This window comes from Serratia sp. PL7, from assembly GCF_945957435.1.
The window spans coordinates 16,366-35,703 of sequence record NZ_CAMFLB010000013.1; the positions used below are offsets into that span (position 1 = coordinate 16,366).

At 49.6% G+C, this 19,338-nt stretch carries 19 protein-coding genes and 2 pseudogenes; 6 read left to right on the forward strand and 15 right to left on the reverse strand.

The features are described 5' to 3' along the window. Positions 1-92: 92 nt before the first annotated feature. Genes N6G83_RS34470 through acpS form a run of 5 tightly spaced genes read right to left on the reverse strand, consistent with a single transcriptional unit; the run spans position 93 to position 3,380 of the window. A complete protein-coding gene (locus N6G83_RS34470; protein ID WP_199063570.1) occupies positions 93-1,289 on the reverse strand; it encodes an aminomethyltransferase family protein in 1,197 nt (398 codons plus the stop codon). After that, complete coding sequence (locus N6G83_RS34475) at positions 1,286-1,609, reverse strand: acyl carrier protein (protein WP_024530312.1); 324 nt, start codon at positions 1,607-1,609, stop codon at positions 1,286-1,288. The genes N6G83_RS34470 and N6G83_RS34475 overlap by 4 nt, the downstream gene beginning before the upstream one ends. A 21-nt stretch (positions 1,610-1,630) precedes the next feature. Next, positions 1,631-2,218, reverse strand: coding sequence for a 3-hydroxyacyl-ACP dehydratase FabZ family protein (locus tag N6G83_RS34480; protein WP_024530313.1), 588 nt, complete (start codon positions 2,216-2,218; stop codon positions 1,631-1,633). A gap of 16 nt (positions 2,219-2,234) precedes the next feature. Further along, on the reverse strand, positions 2,235-2,990 hold the full coding sequence (locus tag N6G83_RS34485) for an SDR family NAD(P)-dependent oxidoreductase (protein WP_211136831.1): 756 nt from the start codon (positions 2,988-2,990) through the stop codon (positions 2,235-2,237). 21 nt (positions 2,991-3,011) lie between these two features. Beyond that, positions 3,012-3,380 (reverse strand): holo-ACP synthase, encoded by a 369-nt coding sequence (gene acpS / locus N6G83_RS34490; RefSeq protein WP_074031078.1) that lies wholly within the window; start codon positions 3,378-3,380, stop codon positions 3,012-3,014. 882 nt (positions 3,381-4,262) lie between these two features. Here acpS and N6G83_RS34495 point away from each other — a divergent pair. Then, positions 4,263-5,381 carry an OmpA family protein gene (locus tag N6G83_RS34495; RefSeq protein WP_199063568.1) on the forward strand — a complete coding sequence of 373 codons (1,119 nt, stop codon included), beginning with the start codon at positions 4,263-4,265 and terminating at the stop codon, positions 5,379-5,381. 6 nt (positions 5,382-5,387) lie between these two features. Here N6G83_RS34495 and N6G83_RS34500 read toward each other — a convergent pair whose 3' ends face one another. After that, the gene (locus tag N6G83_RS34500; RefSeq protein WP_199063567.1) at positions 5,388-7,106 is read right to left on the reverse strand and encodes a penicillin-binding transpeptidase domain-containing protein; all 1,719 of its coding nucleotides are present in this window, start codon (positions 7,104-7,106) and stop codon (positions 5,388-5,390) included. A 169-nt stretch (positions 7,107-7,275) separates the two neighbouring features. On the opposite strand from N6G83_RS34500, the pseudogene N6G83_RS34505 reads away from it, so the two are divergent. Then, positions 7,276-7,868 (forward strand): annotated as a pseudogene (locus tag N6G83_RS34505) (phage portal protein); the annotation flags it as partial. Positions 7,869-7,940: 72 nt separating this feature from the next. Here N6G83_RS34505 and N6G83_RS34510 read toward each other — a convergent pair. The 3 genes from N6G83_RS34510 to N6G83_RS34520 all read right to left on the reverse strand — a co-directional run bounded on the left by N6G83_RS34510 (position 7,941) and on the right by N6G83_RS34520 (position 10,639). Beyond that, the gene (locus N6G83_RS34510) at positions 7,941-8,645 is read right to left on the reverse strand and encodes a hypothetical protein (protein ID WP_024530320.1); all 705 of its coding nucleotides are present in this window, start codon (positions 8,643-8,645) and stop codon (positions 7,941-7,943) included. Positions 8,646-8,701: 56 nt separating this feature from the next. After that, positions 8,702-9,304, reverse strand: coding sequence for a glutamate-rich protein 5 (locus tag N6G83_RS34515; protein WP_260524107.1), 603 nt, complete (start codon positions 9,302-9,304; stop codon positions 8,702-8,704). Positions 9,305-9,412: 108 nt separating this feature from the next. Then, entirely contained in the window at positions 9,413-10,639 is a 1,227-nt protein-coding gene (locus N6G83_RS34520; RefSeq protein WP_260524108.1) for an MFS transporter, read from the reverse strand. Between the two features lie 449 nt (positions 10,640-11,088). Between N6G83_RS34520 and N6G83_RS34525 the strand changes: the two are divergent. Next, a pseudogene (locus N6G83_RS34525) lies at positions 11,089-11,634 on the forward strand (tyrosine-type recombinase/integrase); the annotation flags it as partial. Positions 11,635-11,732: 98 nt separating this feature from the next. On the opposite strand, the gene mrdA reads toward N6G83_RS34525, so the two are convergent. Then, complete coding sequence (gene mrdA / locus N6G83_RS34530; protein WP_211135781.1) at positions 11,733-13,658, reverse strand: penicillin-binding protein 2; 1,926 nt, start codon at positions 13,656-13,658, stop codon at positions 11,733-11,735. Positions 13,659-13,965: 307 nt separating this feature from the next. On the opposite strand from mrdA, the gene N6G83_RS34535 reads away from it, so the two are divergent. Beyond that, positions 13,966-14,247: a YjcB family protein gene (locus tag N6G83_RS34535; protein WP_024530953.1), complete on the forward strand. Its 282-nt coding sequence runs from the start codon at positions 13,966-13,968 to the stop codon at positions 14,245-14,247. Positions 14,248-14,301: 54 nt separating this feature from the next. On the opposite strand, the gene N6G83_RS34540 is transcribed toward N6G83_RS34535, so the two are convergent. Further along, positions 14,302-14,745, reverse strand: a complete 444-nt coding sequence (locus N6G83_RS34540; RefSeq protein ID WP_024530954.1) for a glyoxalase/bleomycin resistance/dioxygenase family protein — start codon at positions 14,743-14,745, stop codon at positions 14,302-14,304. Positions 14,746-14,763: 18 nt separating this feature from the next. Next, positions 14,764-15,633, reverse strand: a complete 870-nt coding sequence (locus N6G83_RS34545) for a helix-turn-helix domain-containing protein (RefSeq protein WP_024530955.1) — start codon at positions 15,631-15,633, stop codon at positions 14,764-14,766. Between the two features lie 178 nt (positions 15,634-15,811). On the opposite strand from N6G83_RS34545, the gene N6G83_RS34550 reads away from it, so the two are divergent. Next, positions 15,812-16,717 (forward strand): DMT family transporter, encoded by a 906-nt coding sequence (locus tag N6G83_RS34550; RefSeq protein WP_121606905.1) that lies wholly within the window; start codon positions 15,812-15,814, stop codon positions 16,715-16,717. Between the two features lie 118 nt (positions 16,718-16,835). Here N6G83_RS34550 and N6G83_RS34555 read toward each other — a convergent pair whose 3' ends face one another. The 3 genes from N6G83_RS34555 to N6G83_RS34565 form a co-directional block, all read right to left on the reverse strand. After that, on the reverse strand, positions 16,836-17,144 hold the full coding sequence (locus tag N6G83_RS34555; RefSeq protein ID WP_211135780.1) for a colicin V family bacteriocin: 309 nt from the start codon (positions 17,142-17,144) through the stop codon (positions 16,836-16,838). Further along, complete coding sequence (locus N6G83_RS34560) at positions 17,141-17,305, reverse strand: hypothetical protein (RefSeq protein WP_211135779.1); 165 nt, start codon at positions 17,303-17,305, stop codon at positions 17,141-17,143. Before N6G83_RS34560 ends, N6G83_RS34555 begins: the two co-directional genes overlap by 4 nt. 389 nt (positions 17,306-17,694) lie before the next feature. After that, positions 17,695-18,573, reverse strand: a complete 879-nt coding sequence (locus N6G83_RS34565; protein ID WP_211135784.1) for an alpha/beta fold hydrolase — start codon at positions 18,571-18,573, stop codon at positions 17,695-17,697. Here N6G83_RS34565 and N6G83_RS34570 point away from each other — a divergent pair. Next, positions 18,565-19,338, forward strand: a complete 774-nt coding sequence (locus N6G83_RS34570; RefSeq protein WP_211135778.1) for a helix-turn-helix domain-containing protein — start codon at positions 18,565-18,567, stop codon at positions 19,336-19,338. The two genes, N6G83_RS34565 and N6G83_RS34570, sit on opposite strands and share 9 nt — an antisense overlap.

The following is a 19,338-nucleotide window of genomic DNA, read 5'->3' on the forward strand; positions in this document are numbered from 1 at the left end:
AGTGCCTTCCGTGTCAGCAAACCAGAAATCGAATGTAGGAGCGCCATGTTGCCATGGCGCAAAATAGCGTGATGCTTAAGGGGGTGTTCGGCTTACTCGTTCTCTTCTCTGAGTTTTTGCCATTCAAGCTGTTGCAGCAGATCGCGTGGACGCGAGCTGTCGACATAACTGTGTTCAGAAGGATTAATCAGGAAGCTGTAGTTACGGGCGAAAGGCACCGCCGACGTTGTTACCGCCACCGGGCCATTAGCCGTCACCACGTGATAGCCATCAATGTCTGCCCAAGCCCAGGCGTCGGTCACGAACAAACGGCCCAGACAGGCTTGCAGATCTGCCGAATAGTCGCAGACGATCACTTCACCGATGCAGTTACCGTCAAACATCACTTTGTCGCCGCGTTGCGGGATGGCGTCCGGTTTCCCGGCAATGCTCATCCCTACGATACGGTGGCTGATTCCCTGCGCTACGCGTTCACTCAAACTTGCCAGGCCGGTGAAAGCTTCTTTGTCGTAGCGCACTGCCCATTGCATTTGCAATGCGATCGGGCAGCCGGTGTAGGCGTTGAACATGCCTGGTTCCCAGCAAGGGTTTTCCAGGCGCACTTTCCGCTGGTAGTTCAGCCCGCCGGTACGCATGTCATACCTTTCACCAGCCTCCTGCATCTGGGTCCAAACGTTGGCCAGCAGATCCTGTGGCCCCATCAGTTTGTAAGAGTACTCGCCATGTTTTCCGCTGCGCAGCAGGATCAGATCGTCCTCAACGTGCATGTGTTCCTGGTATGGCAGGCCAATCACGTCCATCCCATAGACTTCAGCCAGCAGTTCCCAGGCGTATGGCCCTTCAAAGTGCAACATGCCCCACTCTGGCGTGAGCGATTCGATAGAGTCGATATCTTCAAACTCGTCTTCATTGCCTGCCAGCTTGGCGCGCAGCATGTCGCACAGCGTTTCACCGCTGACCCACTCCGACAGCAACAGAAAACGTTCATCGTCACAGGCGATATACAGGTCGGTAATGATATTGCCTGCATCATCGAGGATCAGGCTGTACATGGCTTGCTCATCCCGGATCGATGAAACATCGCCGGAAACCAGCTGGTTGAGCAACGACCAGGCGCTGTCACCGTTGATAGCCGCGATGCCAAAATGGGAATAGTCAGACAGCAGAATGTGTTGACGCACCGCCTTGTGCTCCTCATCCGCTGCAAAATAACTCAGGGGAATGGCAACGCCGTTACGCTCCCCCATTACCGCCCCTTGCTGCCGATGAATGTCAGTGAGTTTGGTCATTCCTTGTCCGCTCCTGTTGCTGATCCGTTGGTGGTTTCCCCCTGCTTGCCAATAACAAACGAAGTGAGGGTGTTGACGCTACGCATGTAGGAAGGATCGTCACCTTCTGTCACACGGATGCCGAAGATTTCATCCAGCAACACGACGACCTCGGTGGCATCCACCGAATCCAGCTTCAACCCGCTACCAAACAGCGGTGTGTCATCGTCAATTTGATTGACTCTCTGATAAAGGTTCAGGCGTTCTATTAACCCCGTTTTGATTTTCTCCAGCACAGACTTGCGCTGTTCAATCCTTTCAATAAGCGCGATGTTGCTCATAGCGGCATTACTCCCTGTTAGTTAAACGTACATACCTTTGCCTTCAGCCAGAATGCGATCGGTGCGAAAATTGACAATCCGCCCGACGCACGCCACATTCCGGCCAACCCGCGCCTCCACTTCGTAGTGGTGGAACCCGTTCATATCGGCGAACGCCAGGCGGCTGTTGACTTCAATGGTGTCGCCCGGCGCGACCATGCTTTTGTATTTGACGTCCTGGGAGGCCAGCACGCCTAACACGCGCGCCCGTTCGGCTATCACTCGAGCTGCGCCCTCTGACGTCTGCAGCGCCCGTGAGACCTCATCAAATTTCCTCAATGGCTGCTGGGTTTCACGCTCATGCAACTGGCAGAAATCGTTCAGCAGACTCAGGTATTCACTAGACTGGCCGAAGATCTCGGCGATCATCACGCCAGGCATTACCGGGTTGTCTGGAAAATGCCCAGGAATATAGGATTCATTAAAGGTGACGTGCTTGATCACGGTAATCGAGCCCCTTTCTCCCGGTGAAAAGTCCACGATGCGGTCAACCATAAATATCGGTGCACGCCAGGACCCCATTTTTAGCAGCAGATTGGGCTGGACTAAGCTCTTGTTATAATTAGCCATACAACATTCCTGTCGGTTAACGCATCACCAGGCCGCCATCGGCCACCAAAGTCTGACCAACGATATAGCTGGATGCGTCTGAACTTAAGAAAGCCACCACGTTGGCGATCTCGTCGACGCGACCAAGACGTTTCAACGGGATAGCGGACATTACGTTGCGCACGATCTGACGCGGCACCTTTTTCACCATTCTGGATTCAATCATCCCCGGTGCCACGGCATTGACGCGGATCCCCTTTGAAGCCATTTCGCTGGCCAGGGTGCGGGTGAGGCCAATAATGCCAGCCTTGGCAGCGCTGTAATTACTCTGGCCAAAGCTGGAGGTGATGCCGGATATCGAAGATATATTTACCACCGTTGAATTGCGGGCGTGACGCAATAAGGGCAGCAGCCGTTTAGTCATGGTAAAGGTGCCATACAAATTGACTTTGATAACCTGATCAAACTCTTCATACGTCAGTGCGGAAAATATGTTGTCTTTGTAGATCCCGGCATTATTAATCAGTACATGTACTTCATGAGCCTGTTTCTCAAGCTCATCGGCCAAGTTGGACACCTCGCTGACATCGGCAACATTGCACTGCAGGATATGCAGGTTGTCACCTTGCGGATGGGAGGTTTTTAATTTTTCCAGACCGCTATTATCATGATGGTAAATAGCGAAAACCTTGGCCTGCTGCTCGAGATACTTCTCACAAATGGCCAAGCCAATATCACCACTGGCGCCAGTAATAACCACATTTTTACCCCCGATATCGGGATAGTGAGACATAGATATTCCCTTATTTTATAATTAACCCAATGCCGCTGCGGCAATGGCATGTGACTGACAATGAGAAATGCTCAGCGTGGCATGAGTCAATTTTTTTTCCTGCATCAACCTGGCAAATTCACCGCTAAAGGAATAATAAGGGCAGCCCAACTCATCGTGTCTGATTTCGATGTTGTGGAATAAGATCCCCAGACGGAACCCGGTACCAAGCGCTTTCACCGCCGCCTCTTTGGCCGCCCAGAAACCGGCCAGCCGCTCGACGTTCTCGACCAAATCCCCCAGAGCCTGCTGCTCTGCCGAGGTTAACAAACGCTGTGCCAGCCTATTGCCACTTCGCATTAATGCGGTGTTTACCCGTGCGATCTCAATAATATCCACACCAAGATTCATCCTTTCTGACTCCCATCATCAAATCCATTGAAACAGCTTCGTGTGAAAACGACATAATACGCAGATACAATATGGCAATGATGGCATCCCCTATAAGGAAATAATATTGCAATAGGGTGTTGTCTGCATTGCTTAACGAGAATGTTATCGCGAAATGTTTAAAACAATCAATAAAGCATCAGAAAAAAATACCGCCAACAAATAAAATAGAGCATTATCCTGATTATTAAGTGAAAACACAGAATAAAAACCCATATTGCCACCTTAACCGGTCGGATATGTCATTTTTTCATGAATTAAACGAAATATATTTTTGCAAGAATAATCCCGTAATGCAGGAGCATTCAAAATAGCAAGGGATTTAATTAAGCCTGAATCAAGAAATAACCTAATTTTAAAAATTTACATCTTTTATCCTATTTAAAAATAGAGGTCATTAAACTTTCACTCTCTCTGATTTAGCTCAGTGAACGATGAATTCCGGAGAATTTAGCATCATGTCTGGCATTGAGTTGGCGCATGATTTTTAAACAGAAAGCGTTTTCAAACAATAATGCACCGCTAACATTCAAATTCCGTTCCCAAAAGAGCCACTATCAAGCTAACATCGCCTTTGGCAAGCCAGAAGCTTCAGGAGGCACAACCTTCCTTTCCGCTTCGCTACTCATTTTATAATCAATAATCTCTTCGGCATATCAGGCCAGTCTGTTACTCTGCCCGACAGAACTAGGGCCCAGATTTAGCAGCAGAATCGGTCAGACTATGAAAAACACCGTAATCAGGCTGAAATATCAGACTTATCCATGATAGTTTCGTAGTTTAATAAGTTGAACTGACCATACTCTGCGGTGCAGAATACGCGCAGATGAAATGGAGGTTCGGATGTACCAGATGGGAAATGTCATTAACCAGCAGATGGCGGCGATCTCGCCCCAGGTGCTGACAGTGTTGGAACAAAAGCTGGTAACGGCTAAGGAAAAGATCGCGCTGTGCCTTAACGGTATGGGGGCCTTGATCCTGCAAAAGACCCGCGACTACCTGCATCGCAATGACAACTCCCTCCGCTTCCGCCAGTTGGTCGGGCGCACTCCCCCCTTCGAATTGCGTTTTCTGGATGAAGCCCTGGGCAAGTTCAGCCCAGCATTGCTGACGATGGTGCTTGGCCACAAAGTGAAGCACGTCACCCAGCTGTTTGTCAGCTTTTATGTGCTGGAAAAACAGGTCGCCGAGCGGTTGTTTTCCGTGGCTTCTGCAGTGGTATTTGGCCTGTTGGGCCAATATCTGCACCAACGTTCCCTACAATCACCGTCGTTAAAAGGCTGGCTCGAGTGGCAGTTGCCACAGATTGCCGCAGCCCAGCCAACGGCGGTGCTCAACCAGTTACCTGCTCTTATCCCAGCCGATCCGGCCGTTTCCCGCACCGGCTCGCTGGCGCCCCCCAAACGCCGTATCTGGCCTTGGCTAATGCTGACGCTGCTATTGGTATCGCTGCTGTTCTCACTGCGCGGCTTTAGCGTGCTGCAACCCATGCAGGCCAGCGGCCAGAGCGATGTGACCTACCGCCGGTTGGCCGATGGCAAGCAGCTCCTGCTGTCGCAGCGTAGCGTCGAGAACCTGCTGATCACCTATATCGAGAGCAATGCTCCCACTAGCGAAAAGCGTTGGTTTACGCTGGATCGCCTGCAGTTCGACACCAACCGCACCGAGTTAACCCCTGCATCACAGGAACAGCTGAGGAATATCGTCGATATTCTGCGTGCTTACCCGGATGTGGAGATCCTACTGGGGGGGTATACCGATAAGTCGGCCAATGAACAGATGGACCGGCGTTTATCGCAGGATCGTGCCGATGCGGTTCGCATGGCGTTGGTAAAAATGGGGATTGGGGAAAGCCGTATCAGCGCAGAAGGTTACGGCTCGGCTTACCCCTTGGTGCCTAACGATAGCGAAGCCAATCGTGCCAAAAACCGCAGAATCGATCTGCGGGTGGTTGAGAAGTAATCCCCCTCAGCCCTTGGCTACTGCCACCACCTTCAACGGCTGAGCATCGGGCAAGATATTCATATGCTCCAGCACCTGGGCCATAATCTTGCCAAATACCGGCCCCGCCACCGAGCCACCAAAGTGTTTGCCTGCCTTGGGGTTATTAACCATAACCACCAGGGCCACCTGCGGATCGCTGGCCGGTGCCACGCCTGCGGTGTAGTTGATATAGCCACCATCATACTTGCCGTTTGGCCCCATCTTCTCTGCAGTACCCGTCTTGATCGCCAGGCGATAGCCAGGCACTGCGGCACTTAGGCCACTCCCCCCAGGCAACGCATCGCTCTCCATCATATGCACCACGGTTTTTACCACCTCGGCGGACATGATTTGCTGCCCCATGACCGGCGGCGTCACTTTAGTGATGGAAAGCGGACGATAAACACCGAATGAACCGATGGTGGCATATTCACGCACCATCTGCAGCGGCGTGACGCGTAAACCGTAACCAAAGGAGAAGGTGGCTCGTTCAATATCTGCCCAGCGTGCGCGGTGAGCCGGCAAATAACCACTACTTTCGTTACCAATCCCCAGATCGGTTGGCCGCCCAAGCCCAAAACTGCGATAAACGGCGGGCAATACCGTGGCAGGCAGCGCCAACGCAATATGCGAAACCGCAATATCGCTGGATTTTTGCAGTACGCCGGTAATGGTCAGTTTCGACCAATGGCCCACGTCTTTGATCAGATGGCCGTTCACCGTATAAGGCGTCGTATCCAGCACGGTATCTGGCCGGATCAGCTTATGATCCAACCCCACCATGACTACCACCGGTTTAACCGTCGAGCCGGGTTCAAAGCTGTCACTGCTGCAGACATTATGTATGTCTTTCACCGGCGTATTGGCATAGTTGTTAGGGTTGAAAGAAGGATAGCTGGCCATGCCGAGGATCTCACCGGTATTCACCTTCACCAGCACAGCACAGCCGGAATCGGCCTGGTTGGCGATTACCCCATCGCGGATCTGGGAAAACAGCACGTACTGAATAAATTTGTCGATGCTTAACGTCACGTTCGGTGGTGGCACTGGGTCAACGCTTTTAATCACGCCGATGACTGCACCGCTGCCGTCCTTCTGATAAACACGCAGGCCGTTTTTACCCTGCAACAACGGGTTGAAACCCAACTCAATCCCTTCCAGCCCCTGATTATCCTGCCCCACAATGCCAATCAGCCCGGCGGCGTCTTGCCCCATGGGATAGAAGCGGCTGAAGTCCTGTTCGGTACTTACGCCGGTCAGGTGCAGCTTGTTGATATAGGCCGCATTGTCATCCTCCACCTTGCGTGCCAGATAGACAAAGCGCTTACGCGCGTTAGCCTGGATCAGATGCTGAACATCAGCAAGTGGCATTTTCAACACGTTGGCCAAACTCTGCCAGCGCTCGGTGCTGGTATCGGTTTGGGTGTCGAGGATATGTTTGGGGTCCAACACGATATCTTTGGAAGAGACGCTGACCGCCAGCGCCGCATCGTTACGATCGGTGATCATCGCACGGTTGGTGGGCACCACCTGGGTACGAATGGAACGCTGGTCAGCCTGATCGGCCAACTGTTGGTGCTCCAGCAACTGTAAATAGCCGACCCGGAACATCAAGAGAAAAAAGCAGATCAAGATGCCCGCGCAAATCCAGCCAAAACGCGCCGTCGAGTAGTTTTTACCGTTTTTCTTGGTTGGAGGAGCCACTGTTAAGCCTGCGATTTAACTTATTATTTATCAGCTAAGTCTAACCTGAGTCAGATTGCCTGAAGGTTGCAGTTTGTAAGAAAGTAAAAACAAACGCTTTTTTGTTGCTTTAATTTTACAGCTTTTTAAAACAGCCACTTAGGGATCGTCATTTGACTGAATGGCGATAGATACCTATTGGTTTGTGCAGGATTGGAAGGAACCGCACCAGTTCGCACCAGGCAGCGTGTTTCATCTGATTGAACCCGATGTTAACCAGGAACTGTATGGCCTACCGGAATACTTCAGCGCACTTAACTCCGCATGGCTCAACGAAGCAGCCCTATTCCATCAGAACGGCGCGCACGCCGGTTACACCCTGTATATGACCGATGCAGCACAAAGCACCAGTGGCGTAGACCGGATGCGTCAGGCAATGCGCGATACTTAAGGGCTAGGTAACTTCCGTAATCTGTTCATGTACGCTCCGAACGGAAAGCCGGATGGCATAAAGATTTTGCCGTTGAGTGAGGTCGCCACCAAGGATGATTTTTTCAATATCAAGAACTCCAGCCGGGATGACCTGTTGAGTGCACACCACGTACCGCCACAGATGATGAGGACCATTCCCAATAATACAGGGGGTTTTGGGGATGTGAAAAAGCGGCTCAGGCATTTGTACGCAACGAACTGACACCGCTACAGGAACGAATTAAGGAGGTTAATAAGTGGATTGGGAAAGAAGCAATCCGCTTTTCTATCTCTGATTTGCCAAATGAATAAAAACCTTAGAGGAAAAAACATCTTAACCATGGGGATAGTTAAGCCCCGCATTCGCGGGAGCTTAATTGAAAATTAAACATATTCATGCTCATGAAAGAACATCGGATCCCCATTGTTTTCACCTATCGTTGTTAAAATAGGTTGCAATTCTTCATATGTACATCCAAATTGCCAACATACAAGAATCCTTTTATCGTTTGGATATGCTTTATATGATTGTGTTCTATGTATTGTTGCTGTTCCATCAAAAAGAATAGCCTCACCTTCTTTATATTTATGTACAATTGAGAGCTCATCATAATTATCATAATCATCACGGTGAGCTGATGTTGTTTCTAAACCGCCAAAGTATGGTTGGAATGGGAAAAGAGGCGTTAAAAGAGTACCGCTCTCATTAACACCTAACTTTTCATGGTAAAAATCAGAATGCCATCGTCCTGTAGGATAACTACCAACAGTCTCAATAATATTAGCCTGTACCACTCGCATATTACCGCGATCATTTCCAATGATATCACGACTTAGTGCTAGTTCACAGCCATCAAGGACATCACGGAAAATTTTAATAGCCTCTGGCGACTTAGCGAAATACCATCTCATGCTAACTGAGTTAAACTCTTCGCTATAATCCTCATGCGCTTTTATGCCAATATCCACTTTGGCTTCCAAAGAGTCTCGCATGATGTCTAAATATAATTTTCTTATAGGCTCTAGGGCATCAAATGAAAAAGCCAATTTTGTAACACCATTAGTTAGAAATTCACTTTTTTTTGACATAATTAGTCCTTATTAAAGGCCCTCGATGTTTAAGAGCCTTGTGATAGTTTTATAGATTATGCAAACGCCATATTAAAACGAGCTTCGGAAACCATACGAGCTGGTTTGGTTTCCGCAGCCATGCGGGCTGGTTTGGTTTCCGCAGCCATGCGGGCTGGTTTGGTTTCCGCAGCCATGCGAGCTGGCTTGGTTTCCGCAGCCATGCGGGCTGGTTTGGTTTCCGCAGCCATGCGGGCTGGCTTGGTTTCCGCAGCCATGCGGGCTGGCTTGGTTTCCGCAGCCATGCGGGCTGGTTTGGTTTCCGCAGCCATGCGGGCTGGTTTGGTTTCCGCAGCCATGCGGGCTGGCTTGGTTTCCGCAGCCATGCGGGCTGGTTTGGTTTCCGCAGCCATGCGGGCTGGCTTGGTTTCCGCAGCCATGCGAGCTGGCTTGGTTTCCGCAGCCATGCGGGCTGGCTTGGTTTCCGCAGCCATGCGGGCTGGTTTGGTTTCCGCAGCCATGCGGGCTGGCTTGGTTTCCGCAGCCATGCGGGCTGGCTTGGTTTCCGCAGCCATGCGGGCTGGCTTGGTTTCCGCAGCCATGCGGGCTGGCTTGGTTTCCGCAGCCATGCGGGCTGGCTTGGTTTCTGCTGCTTTACCCACAATACGATTTGTTTGCATTTGGTCTGTCCTTTATGATGAGTATTGATATTAACTAGTGCATTAATACACCTACTGACAACACCTGAGGTACATAAGGTATTGAATTCACTTGATACTTTTATTTTCTTATTTTTGGTAAACAACTTTCGCAGTAAAATACGTTGACAAAACAATTGAGACAATAGCGAAAACAAACAGAAAATTATGAGAGAAACTATAAATTAATGTGCCTACTGATGGACCTAAAACGTAGCCAAAAGCGGATGCACCGAAAAGGAAACCAGCAACGCCACTTTGCTCGTCATGATTTACCGCCAACGATGCTGCTGACTGTATTGATGGAATCATCATTCCAAATCCCATACCTAGCATTGCGGCAGATATGTTAACTATAACAATAGAGCTGTTAGAAAACATTATGCCGCTAAAACCCAAAACGCATGAAACACACCCTGGAAATAAAAGAGACTTCACAGATGGTTTAAATACCTGAATGTATCCTAATTGAACAACAACCATAACAATAGCCATTATAGATACTGTAACCCCTGTTTTAGCGACAGTTTCTTTTGGGTCTAAAGAGAATATATCTTGTATATAAAATGATATTGTTTGTTGGAATGCGGAAAATGCAATGTATATACATGCTACACCAATGAAAATTGGTAGTACTCTTGCATCTGTTAATTTAATGCTTGTATTGTTCTCTTTCATCATCGATGGTGTAGACTCACTTGGCGCAAGGACAATGAAGCCTAAAATAGTCCCAATACACGAAATTGCAGCAGCAACATAAATTGGCAGTAGTAATGAAAATGTACCTAATGATGAGCCTAATAGTGGACCAACTACAGAGCCAATACCATATGCTGAAGCAATTAATGCCATTCCAGCACCTCGATTGGTCCGATTTGTGTTTTCTGCAATATAGGTCATAGCCGAGGGATGAATCCCCGCAGTTAGAGCACCTGTCATGCATCTTATTATTAGTAGAGAAAGAAATGCTCCAGCGACACTAAGATAATGATTTAAACTAAATTTCAGCACGAACGCTAAAAGTAATGTTCCAATGGTATAAAAAATCATTCCTGCTAAATATGAATTCCTGCTACCAAACGCCCCTATCAACTTACCCCACACACCAGAGCATAAAGTTATGACTAACGCTGCAATCGTTACAATCAAACCTACATTAAACTCTGTTAGACCAATTTCTCTACTTGCAGGACCAAGGATCGTATAAAGTAGAGTTTGTCCAATACCTACACACACTAAGCCTATCACAAGTGTTATGTGATGTATTAGCCCCGTTTCTTTCTTGCTTTCAGATACATTTATATTAGTTTGGCTCATTAGTTTTGACGTTCTTCATGTAGAAGTGAATGTTTGGTTAATGATAAGAAATTGTTAAAAATCATTATGATTCGAGACTATATGATTAGCGAAACAATTCAATAGTTTTTTAAATGCTCAATAGAAAATGAAATTTACCTCTAAAAAAAAAGTAAAATAAGAATATCTAAAGAATAAAAAACCAAAAAATCAACAATAATTGGACTTTAATATTAAACTTTAGTGATTTTTAAAGCTTTAGTCTGAAAGTGTTTTTTATCATACTGATATTTATTGATATTTTTTTTAAGGCAAAGTAATCATTAGGAATGTTTACGCTAAATTTAGTGATTAATCTTATATAAACATGTCAATGTAAATGGCGTTTTCCCCAAAATGGGCTACACGTTTTTAGGTTTGCTGTATACAAATTACTACTAACAGTTGTTTCTTATGCTCGATACTAGAGCAAGTTCACTGTTGCCGAAAAGGAAATGGCCTGGCTTACCCACGCACAAATCACGGAACTGCTCACCGCCTGCAGAAGACACAGCATTGACCTAGCGATGATCGTTGAGGTGTGTCTGAGTACCGGGGCAAGATGGCGGGAAGCTGAGAACCTTACCCGCTCTCAGGTAACGCCGCATAAAATCACGTTTGTCAGAACCAAAGGAAAGAAGAACCGCAGCGTCCCGATCAGCAAGGAGCTTTATAACAAGCTGCACAAGATGGGGGATGGCCGCCTTTTCGGCGGGTGCTATTTTAAGTTTATGTCGGTTATCGAAGGCACTAGCATCGTGTTACCAAAGGGGCAACTTACCCACGTATTACGCCACACCTTTGCAGCTCACTTTATGATGTCTGGTGGTAACATACTGGTACTGCAACGCATCCTCGGCCACTACGACATTAATATGACCATGCGCTACGCTCACCTGGCCCCCGAACACCTCGAAACCGCGCTACAGTTTAACCCGTTGGCCACGATGCCAAGTGGCGACAATGTGGCGGCATAGATAGGCAAACCCCGTATTTCCTCACCCTTTGCCACCTTAACAACCAGTTATAAAATCAATAACTTATTGATTTTATTATTGTAGTGAGAAATACGCGTTTAATGTTGCACATCGTCACTGTCTCCCAGCTGCGTTAGGCTACCGTCGTTATCCCCCGGCGTAGGCGCATTGACCGGGTCGAAAATATGGTCCAGGATTGCCCTGGCCGTTGGCCCTGCAACTACGCCATCCCCACCACCATTTTCCAAAATTAGCGCCATTGCCACCCGCGGGTTTTTATACGGCGCAAAGAGGGTATAGAAGATATGGTCACGCAGGCGTACCGGGATCATTTTGGCATTGTAAGTCTGGTTTTCTTTCAGGCTGAAAACCTGTGAAGTCCCCGATTTGGCCGCTATCTGGTAGGGCGCGGTATGGAACAGTTTATACCCGGTCCCGTTAGGCAGATTCGCCATGCCATACATACCGTTGCGCACAATCCCCCAATACGGCGATTTGGCCTCTCCAATCTGTACGGCCTGCTCTGGTGGCTGATAGCGTTCGACTTCCCGGCCCTGCTTCATCGAATACAGCAGATGCGGCGTTTTTACCCTGCCGCTGTTGATCAGTGTGGTCAGTGCTTTCACCATCTGGAGCGGCGTAGCGACCCAATACCCCTGACCAATACCCACCGAGACGGTATCACCTTGGTACCAGCCTTTTTTATGTACCCGCTGCTTCCATTCCCTACTCGGCAGCACGCCGCGATATTCCTCGTTTAGATCGATTCCCGTCGCCTTGCCATAGCCAAACTGGCTTAGCCATTGATGGATCCGGTCGATCCCCATCTCATAGGCAACCTGATAGAAGAAGGTATCGGCCGACTCCTCGATCGCCTTGGTGACGTTCAGCAGGCCGTGCCCGGTTTTCAACCAGTCGCGATAGTGCCGCTGCGTTCCCGGCAAAGTCCAGGTGGGTGCACCAAAGAAAGTGGTGGTTGGGGTGATGACCCCGGCAAACAGTGCCGATACCGCCATATAAGGTTTTACCGTTGAGGCTGGCGGGTATAACCCCTGCGTCACGCGGTTAATCAATGGTAAGTCCGGGTTGCTGAGCAGCGACTTGTAGGCCTGATAGCCAATACCTTTGACGAATGGGTTGGGGTCGTAGCTAGGGCTGGAGACCATCGCCAGAATGCCTCCGTCGCGCGGATCGGCGACCACTACCGCCGCCCGTTGCCCTTTGAGCAAGCCTTCGATGTACTGTTGCAGGTGCAGATCCAGCGTCAGATAAATATCTTTGCCCGCCTGGGGCGGCTGTTCCTTCAGCAGGCGAACGATACGCCCGTGGTTATCCACCTCCACTTCCTGATAGCCAGTGGTGCCGTGTAGCTCTTTCTCGTAATAGGCTTCCAGCCCCTGTTTGCCAATATTGTGGTCGGCCGCATAGTTTTGCGCTAATCCCTGCTGCTCCAGCTTTTTAACGTCGTTATCGTTAATGCGCGAGACATAGCCCACCACGTGCGCCAACTGTGCCCCGTAAGGATATTGCCGCTGCTGGTAGGTCTCGATGGTTACACCGTCAAAGCGATACTGGTTTACCGCAAAGCGGGCCACCTCGGTTTCACTCAGCCCAGTTTTCAGCGTGACGGGCTTGTAGCGGCTATTGTGGTGCATATCGTCACGGAAGGAGGCGATGTCATCCGGCGTCAGATCGACGATAGGCGTCAGGTTTTGCAACAGTGTTGCCATATCGGCAATCTTGCTGGGGGTCACTTCAATCTGATACAGCTGTATGTTGCGCACCAGCGGGATGCCGTTGCGATCGAAGATCAGGCCTCGATGAGGGGCAATCGGCAGCATCTTGATATCGTTCTGATTAGAGCGAGTCTGGTAAAACGCATGCTGTTTGATCTGCAACTGATAAAGGTTGTAAACCAGCAAGCCAAAACAGGCGACGACTAACACCATCGCCACGCAGGCACGGCGAATGAACAACGTTTCTTCGGCGGGATGGTCACGGAAAGGATCTTTTAATTGGGCCATGCGCGGAGTCTTACCTGCCAGACTGATAGCTAAAAAGGGTGCGAAAAGCCGGCCAGCATAGCGTTAATAACCCTGGTGCCACATTAAAAGGTTGCTAATGATTTGGCATAAATGTTTCAACATATTGGAATGTTGCTGTGATTTGTCAGACAAGCCATGACGACTATTGAGACACCCATTATTCCGATGCTACAATGTGACGCAGATCACACCAGTAACCTAAACCACTGTCTATCCAATGCGCATTCTTCCCCAAGGTCTGATACCAGGAGATGGATGCGGCGTTTGTAGCAAAGGATCACCTTCGATGAGTACCATAGCCACTGGCTTTATTATGATGCGCTGGGAATTGCTGAGCGCAGTGATGATGTTTCTGGCCAGCCAACTGAATGTGGTGTGCCGCAAGGCCAGCCGTAACGGCATGGCGTTTGTGTTCAGCAGCCTGGGGCTGTTCACTAGCTGCTGGTTTGTGATGGGGCTGATGGGGATGTCCTTCAACCTGGCAGGCATTATGCACTTCTGGGCCTCTTTCAAGGACGTCTTCATCGATGTCATGAGCCAAAACCCGACCGCCTTCCCCCTGCCATAACCACCGTTCCTGGCACCATCCGCCGATGGTGCTGCGCCATAGGTAGCCAGTGGGTTATGGGTTAGCCCGCATCCAGGGCGTTAAAGTCACGCCAACCAGCAAACCTTCCGGGCTTAACAGACGGGTGACGCTCTGGCCCCACGGCTCCAAACGGTTGGCTACCAGCAGTTGATAACCCTGATCCAGCAGCGTTTGAGTGGCCTTGCCCATATCCGCCACGTCAAACTCCATCCATGCCTGCGGCACCGGTAAATCTTGTGGCCATTGATCCTGACCAAAGCAGGATTGAGCAGCCTGCGCCAAAGGCCATAGCGCGAAGTGCTTCACGCCAGCCAAGGCATCGTGCTCGGTCAGCAGATAGTCCTCATTCCCTTCCATTGGCTTGAGCGGCAACCCCAGCGCTTGCTGATAAAACGCGGTACTTTGGCTGGTGTTTTGGGTGATCGGGCCAAAACCCGCGACAAAAAGTACCTCAACACCACAAAAGGGTTGTTCCATATCCTTTTTCCTCATGGATTAACGGCTTTGCTGCCGCAGACGTATCGGCGTATGGCCATAGAATGCCTTGAAACGATGGCTGAAATGGCTGGCCGAGCTAAAGCCGCAGTCCAGCGCAATCTGGGTTAGCGGCATCAGCGTGTTGCGCAGTAATTTTTCCGCCTGTTGCAAACGCACCTGCATCACATACTGATGCGGCGCCTGTCCGGTGCTGTGTTTGAACATGCGGGCAAAATGAAACTCGCTCAATTCCGCCTGAGCGGCCAGATCGGCCAGCACCAACGGCTGATCGAGATGGTGATAGATAAACTCCTGCACTCGCTTCAACACGGCAGGAGCCAGCCCACCACGCACGCTGGGCAGTCGCCATTGCAACTGAGTGTAGCGCTGGAGCATATGTGACATCAACAGCGTGGAGGCGCTGCTCAGTGCCAACTGGTTGGCGCTGTCTTGCCAATTGTGATTAAGCAAAAACTGGCGATACAGCAGCGTGATTTGCGGGTCTTCCGCAAACGACAGCGGCTCTACGTTGATGGATGCCGGGCTGCGATCCCAGGTCTGCTCCACCAAATGGCGTAAATGCTGGTCGGTACAATACAGATGAACAAAGGAGAGATTGCTGCGGACATCCCAGGTGGATTCGTAATGCCGCGGCATGATGCAAAAACGATCCGGGCCGCCGCCGTTCTGCCAGCCCCCTGGCACCTTCTGATAACACTCGTAGCCATCCGCCACGTACAGGCTGAGGGTGTGGTGATCGGCACTTTCCTGGGTGATACGGTCATTGCAGTTTGACCAGGCCGCCAATTGCACGCCAGATCCCAGCTGCACGCTGTTGTGCAACCGGGCTTTATGTTGGTGCAATGTTTCAAATGCCAGGTATGCCATAGCTGCCCTATTCCTGTGATCCAAGCCGTTCCAGTTTAAAGAGTGGCGGCGCGGGATGCCAGTTGTCACGGGGCGCTTTTAACAAAAAAAGCGCAAGAATATGCAATTGGCCGCAAAAGGCTGAAAGCGTTACGACACTAAAAGATGAATACTCCTGTCATCATTAACAGGAGAACTCATGAATACGCTGTTGTATCTTGCCGTAGTGCTGATTTGGGGCACCACGTGGATTGCGATTACTCTGCAACAAGGCACGGTGGCGATCCCCGTGTCGATCGGTTACCGTTTCTTGCTTGCTGCCGCCGTGATGTGGCTAGCCATGCTGGCGCTACGCCGTCTGCGGGCCATTAGCCTGCGGGACCACCTGTTCTGCATGTTGCAGGGCTGCTGTGTGTTTGGCTTTAACTTTTACTGTTTCTACCTGGCGGCGGCCTATATCAGCAGCGGGCTGGAATCGGTGATTTTCTCAATGGCGGTGTTGTTCAACGCGGTTAACAGCATGATTTTCTTCCGCCAACGCCCTAGCCCGAATCTGCTGCCTGCGGCACTGTTAGGCATGACCGGCATCGTGGCGCTGTTTTGGCAGGATCTGATGGCGACCCAGATGGCGCCAGAATTGCTTAAAGGGATCGGGTTGAGCGCTCTGGGCACCTACGGTTTTTCGCTGGGGAACATGCTCAGCACGCGCCACCAACGCCGTGGACTGGATATGCTTTCCACCAACACCTACGCCATGAGCTACGGCGCACTGCTGATGTTTGCCATCGCCCTGGCACAGGGCGCTTCATTGCAACTCGAATTCACCACTCGCTATCTGGGCTCGCTGTTCTATCTGGCGATCTTTGGCTCGGTGATCGCCTTTGCCGCCTATTTCACCCTGTTAGGCCGCATCGGTTCGGGCGCAGCTGCCTACAGCACCTTACTGTTCCCATTGGTGGCGTTAACGATCTCCACTCTGTATGAGGGTTACCAGTGGCATCTGAATGCGGTGATTGGCCTGTGCCTGATCCTGCTGGGTAACCTGGTGATGTTCTCCAAGCCGGGGATGTTCAATCTATATCGATGGAAACGTGGGGTTCAGTGACGGTATTAAAGATAAGCGTCGAGATACCGTTGCCCACTTAAGATAATCCATGAATTAACACAAAAATCATTGAGGTGTGATGTAAACCACCTCAATGATTGCCCCCTATCACGAAAGATTACAGCCCATTGCAGCAGGATTCGTATTGACCTTGTTTACTCATGCATATTAATGGCTTATTAGGTCGACAAATTCCATTCCAGGCTGGCCCACTGGCTTTTTGGTTTCCTGCAGCATCATATAATGCGCCCACCGCAACCCCTGCGGCTAGTCCAATTGCCGGCCCTAATGGGCCAGCCAAACCCGTTCCGAATGCCGTGCCAGCGATTGTGGCTCCGCCAACGGCAACCTCTCTACCTGCTTGTTCCCAGTTTACATTTCCTGCACCTGAAACCATATTAATTTCATCAAAGCTTAAGACTTTCATTTAAAAACTTCTGTTGCTTGATAATAAATAAACATCACGATTGCTATGCCAGTAGAAATAGCCAAGGACTGAAATAACGGAGACGCGTTAAAACTTCTCGCAATAGAACCTATGGCAACGCCAAGAAAAACACAAAAAAAGATAAATAGAATATTTTTCATTAACCCCCCTGAAATGTAAGTAATGAACTTTTTTTAAAATTACAATATTTATTTCAATAAGTCATAAAAATAAGAGAGATTGTTCAGACATTATAAAAATGCCTGAAGGTGCTAAGGTTTGTGATATAACACACCTACTCATTTCTCAAATGATGTCATCACAGAATAACCATCCAGAAGTTGATAGTGACTATCATTCTAAATTATTTTATCAAGGTCAAGTTATTTTTATTCGACAGTAAACACCTATCAATCATTCCTATAATAAAAACCGTTAAAGCGATATAGTAATTTTATTAGCAACAATCAAAGTAAGCAGCGGAAAATAAATCGATAGCCATGGTCTAAAACCTTGTCACCCCCGAAGGCTTTTTAGCTGCGCTCAAAAATTAGGCCTGCCGTAGGAAGTTCTCTATGCTCGTCGCCAAGGCGAGCGGTACTTCATTCATTGGGTAATGACCTGCATTCTCAAGTATTTCCAGTTCAGCCCTTGGATACCATGCAAGGTAGGTGGAACGCATCAGATCTGTGTTGAATGTCGGATCATGCTCCCCGATCAGCACCTTAACCCTGTGTGATAAACCCTGTACCTCCGCGCTGAAATCGGTGTTGCTCCATGCATTCAAGTAAGCGGCAAAAGCGGCTCTGGACGAATGCGCCATTGAATACTCAGCTTTCCAGTCGATCCACGCTCGTGAAAGGCGCTGTCCAGTACTTCGATGGATGATGATCCTTCTATTTTCGATGCTATCAGCTGCACCAGTAAACAATGCTTGCCCTACAGGATCGAAGGCTACACCGCAGCAAGGAACAGGTGCAACAGGAACTAACATACGAACGCGTTCAGGGGCCAGGGTCGCTACACGTTCAATTGCCATTCCCCCCATCGAGTGGCCTATCAAGCTAAACGTGTCGAATCCAAGCTCATCTGCAAGGGATAAGGTATCGATCGCAATTTCATCCATGCTATAAGTGCCAGTTGCGGAACTCATGCTCCCGTATCCACGGTAGTTCATAAAGATATAAGTAAATTCTTCGCGACTGAGGGCGTCCTCCATTGGCGCAAAAGCATGGCAATCACCAAACCACCCGTGAAGAACAATGACAGAATGCGGACCATACCTACTCGGTGAAACGTGTTGGACATATCGACTCCTAATAAACTGAATGTGCCAGATGATTTCGTAACAGTGGCCATTGTAGGATCCGCAGTACCAGCTCGCTTTCAGTATTGAGTCAATTATTGTAGAGTTTGGGCCATGCGTAATACGTTACTCGACCCCTACGAAGACATTCCACGAATTGCCGTAGTCACAGCAAATGACTATCCGGCGTCTTCGACTTTTCCCTCCCATACACATCGTCGCAGCCAGTTTTCCTATGCCGCCTCCGGGACGATCAGCGTGTTCACGGCACGCGAAAACCTGGTTGTTCCACCACAGCGGGCATGCTGGGTACCCGCTGGCATCGACCATGAGATGCATATGCGTGGCCCTGTCACCATGTTGAACGCATTTTTCACCCCGGACGCTGCCCGCGCTGCAGGACTACCCGATGGATGTCGGGTGGTTGGAGTGTCACCCTTGCTACAGAACCTGTTAGTACAGGCAGTGGATTTGCCAGCGCTCTATGACCTGAATAATAGAGAAGGCAAGATTATGTCTCTGTTGCTTGATGAAATTGCCGCTATGCCATCTCTGTTGCTAAATACTCCGTTGCCGGACGAGCCTCGTTTAGCCAAACTGTGCCGTCAACTGATTGAAAACCCCTCTCTTTCTATCGATATCAACACAATGGCTGCGGAGGCAGGCATGAGTCGGCGCACTTTCACCAGAGTGTTCCGAACGCAAACTGGGGTGAGCTTTAGCGAGTGGCGCCAACAAGCCTGTCTGCTGGCGGCTATCACCCGCCTTAACAATGGGGAATCAGTTACTCGCGTTGCGCTGGACCTTGGCTATGGGAGTTCAAGTGCCTTCACTGCACTATTCCGCCGTGTACTTGGCGTGCCGCCCAGCCTATACCTTGAGAAATAG

Bases quoted from the DNA above. Each gene is read 5' to 3' on its own strand.
- N6G83_RS34470 (WP_199063570.1), bottom strand. From the start codon at position 1,289: ATGACCAAACTCACTGACATTCATCGGCAGCAAGGGGCGGTAATGGGG.
- N6G83_RS34475 (WP_024530312.1), bottom strand. From the start codon at position 1,609: ATGAGCAACATCGCGCTTATTGAAAGGATTGAACAGCGCAAGTCTGTG.
- N6G83_RS34480 (WP_024530313.1), bottom strand. From the start codon at position 2,218: ATGGCTAATTATAACAAGAGCTTAGTCCAGCCCAATCTGCTGCTAAAA.
- N6G83_RS34485 (WP_211136831.1), bottom strand. From the start codon at position 2,990: ATGTCTCACTATCCCGATATCGGGGGTAAAAATGTGGTTATTACTGGC.
- acpS (WP_074031078.1), bottom strand. From the start codon at position 3,380: ATGAATCTTGGTGTGGATATTATTGAGATCGCACGGGTAAACACCGCA.
- N6G83_RS34495 (WP_199063568.1), top strand. From the start codon at position 4,263: ATGTACCAGATGGGAAATGTCATTAACCAGCAGATGGCGGCGATCTCG.
- N6G83_RS34510 (WP_024530320.1), bottom strand. From the start codon at position 8,645: ATGTCAAAAAAAAGTGAATTTCTAACTAATGGTGTTACAAAATTGGCT.
- N6G83_RS34515 (WP_260524107.1), bottom strand. From the start codon at position 9,304: ATGCAAACAAATCGTATTGTGGGTAAAGCAGCAGAAACCAAGCCAGCC.
- N6G83_RS34520 (WP_260524108.1), bottom strand. From the start codon at position 10,639: ATGAGCCAAACTAATATAAATGTATCTGAAAGCAAGAAAGAAACGGGG.
- mrdA (WP_211135781.1), bottom strand. From the start codon at position 13,658: ATGGCCCAATTAAAAGATCCTTTCCGTGACCATCCCGCCGAAGAAACG.
- N6G83_RS34535 (WP_024530953.1), top strand. From the start codon at position 13,966: ATGAGTACCATAGCCACTGGCTTTATTATGATGCGCTGGGAATTGCTG.
- N6G83_RS34540 (WP_024530954.1), bottom strand. From the start codon at position 14,745: ATGGAACAACCCTTTTGTGGTGTTGAGGTACTTTTTGTCGCGGGTTTT.
- N6G83_RS34545 (WP_024530955.1), bottom strand. From the start codon at position 15,633: ATGGCATACCTGGCATTTGAAACATTGCACCAACATAAAGCCCGGTTG.
- N6G83_RS34550 (WP_121606905.1), top strand. From the start codon at position 15,812: ATGAATACGCTGTTGTATCTTGCCGTAGTGCTGATTTGGGGCACCACG.
- N6G83_RS34555 (WP_211135780.1), bottom strand. From the start codon at position 17,144: ATGAAAGTCTTAAGCTTTGATGAAATTAATATGGTTTCAGGTGCAGGA.
- N6G83_RS34560 (WP_211135779.1), bottom strand. From the start codon at position 17,305: ATGAAAAATATTCTATTTATCTTTTTTTGTGTTTTTCTTGGCGTTGCC.
- N6G83_RS34570 (WP_211135778.1), top strand. From the start codon at position 18,565: ATGCGTAATACGTTACTCGACCCCTACGAAGACATTCCACGAATTGCC.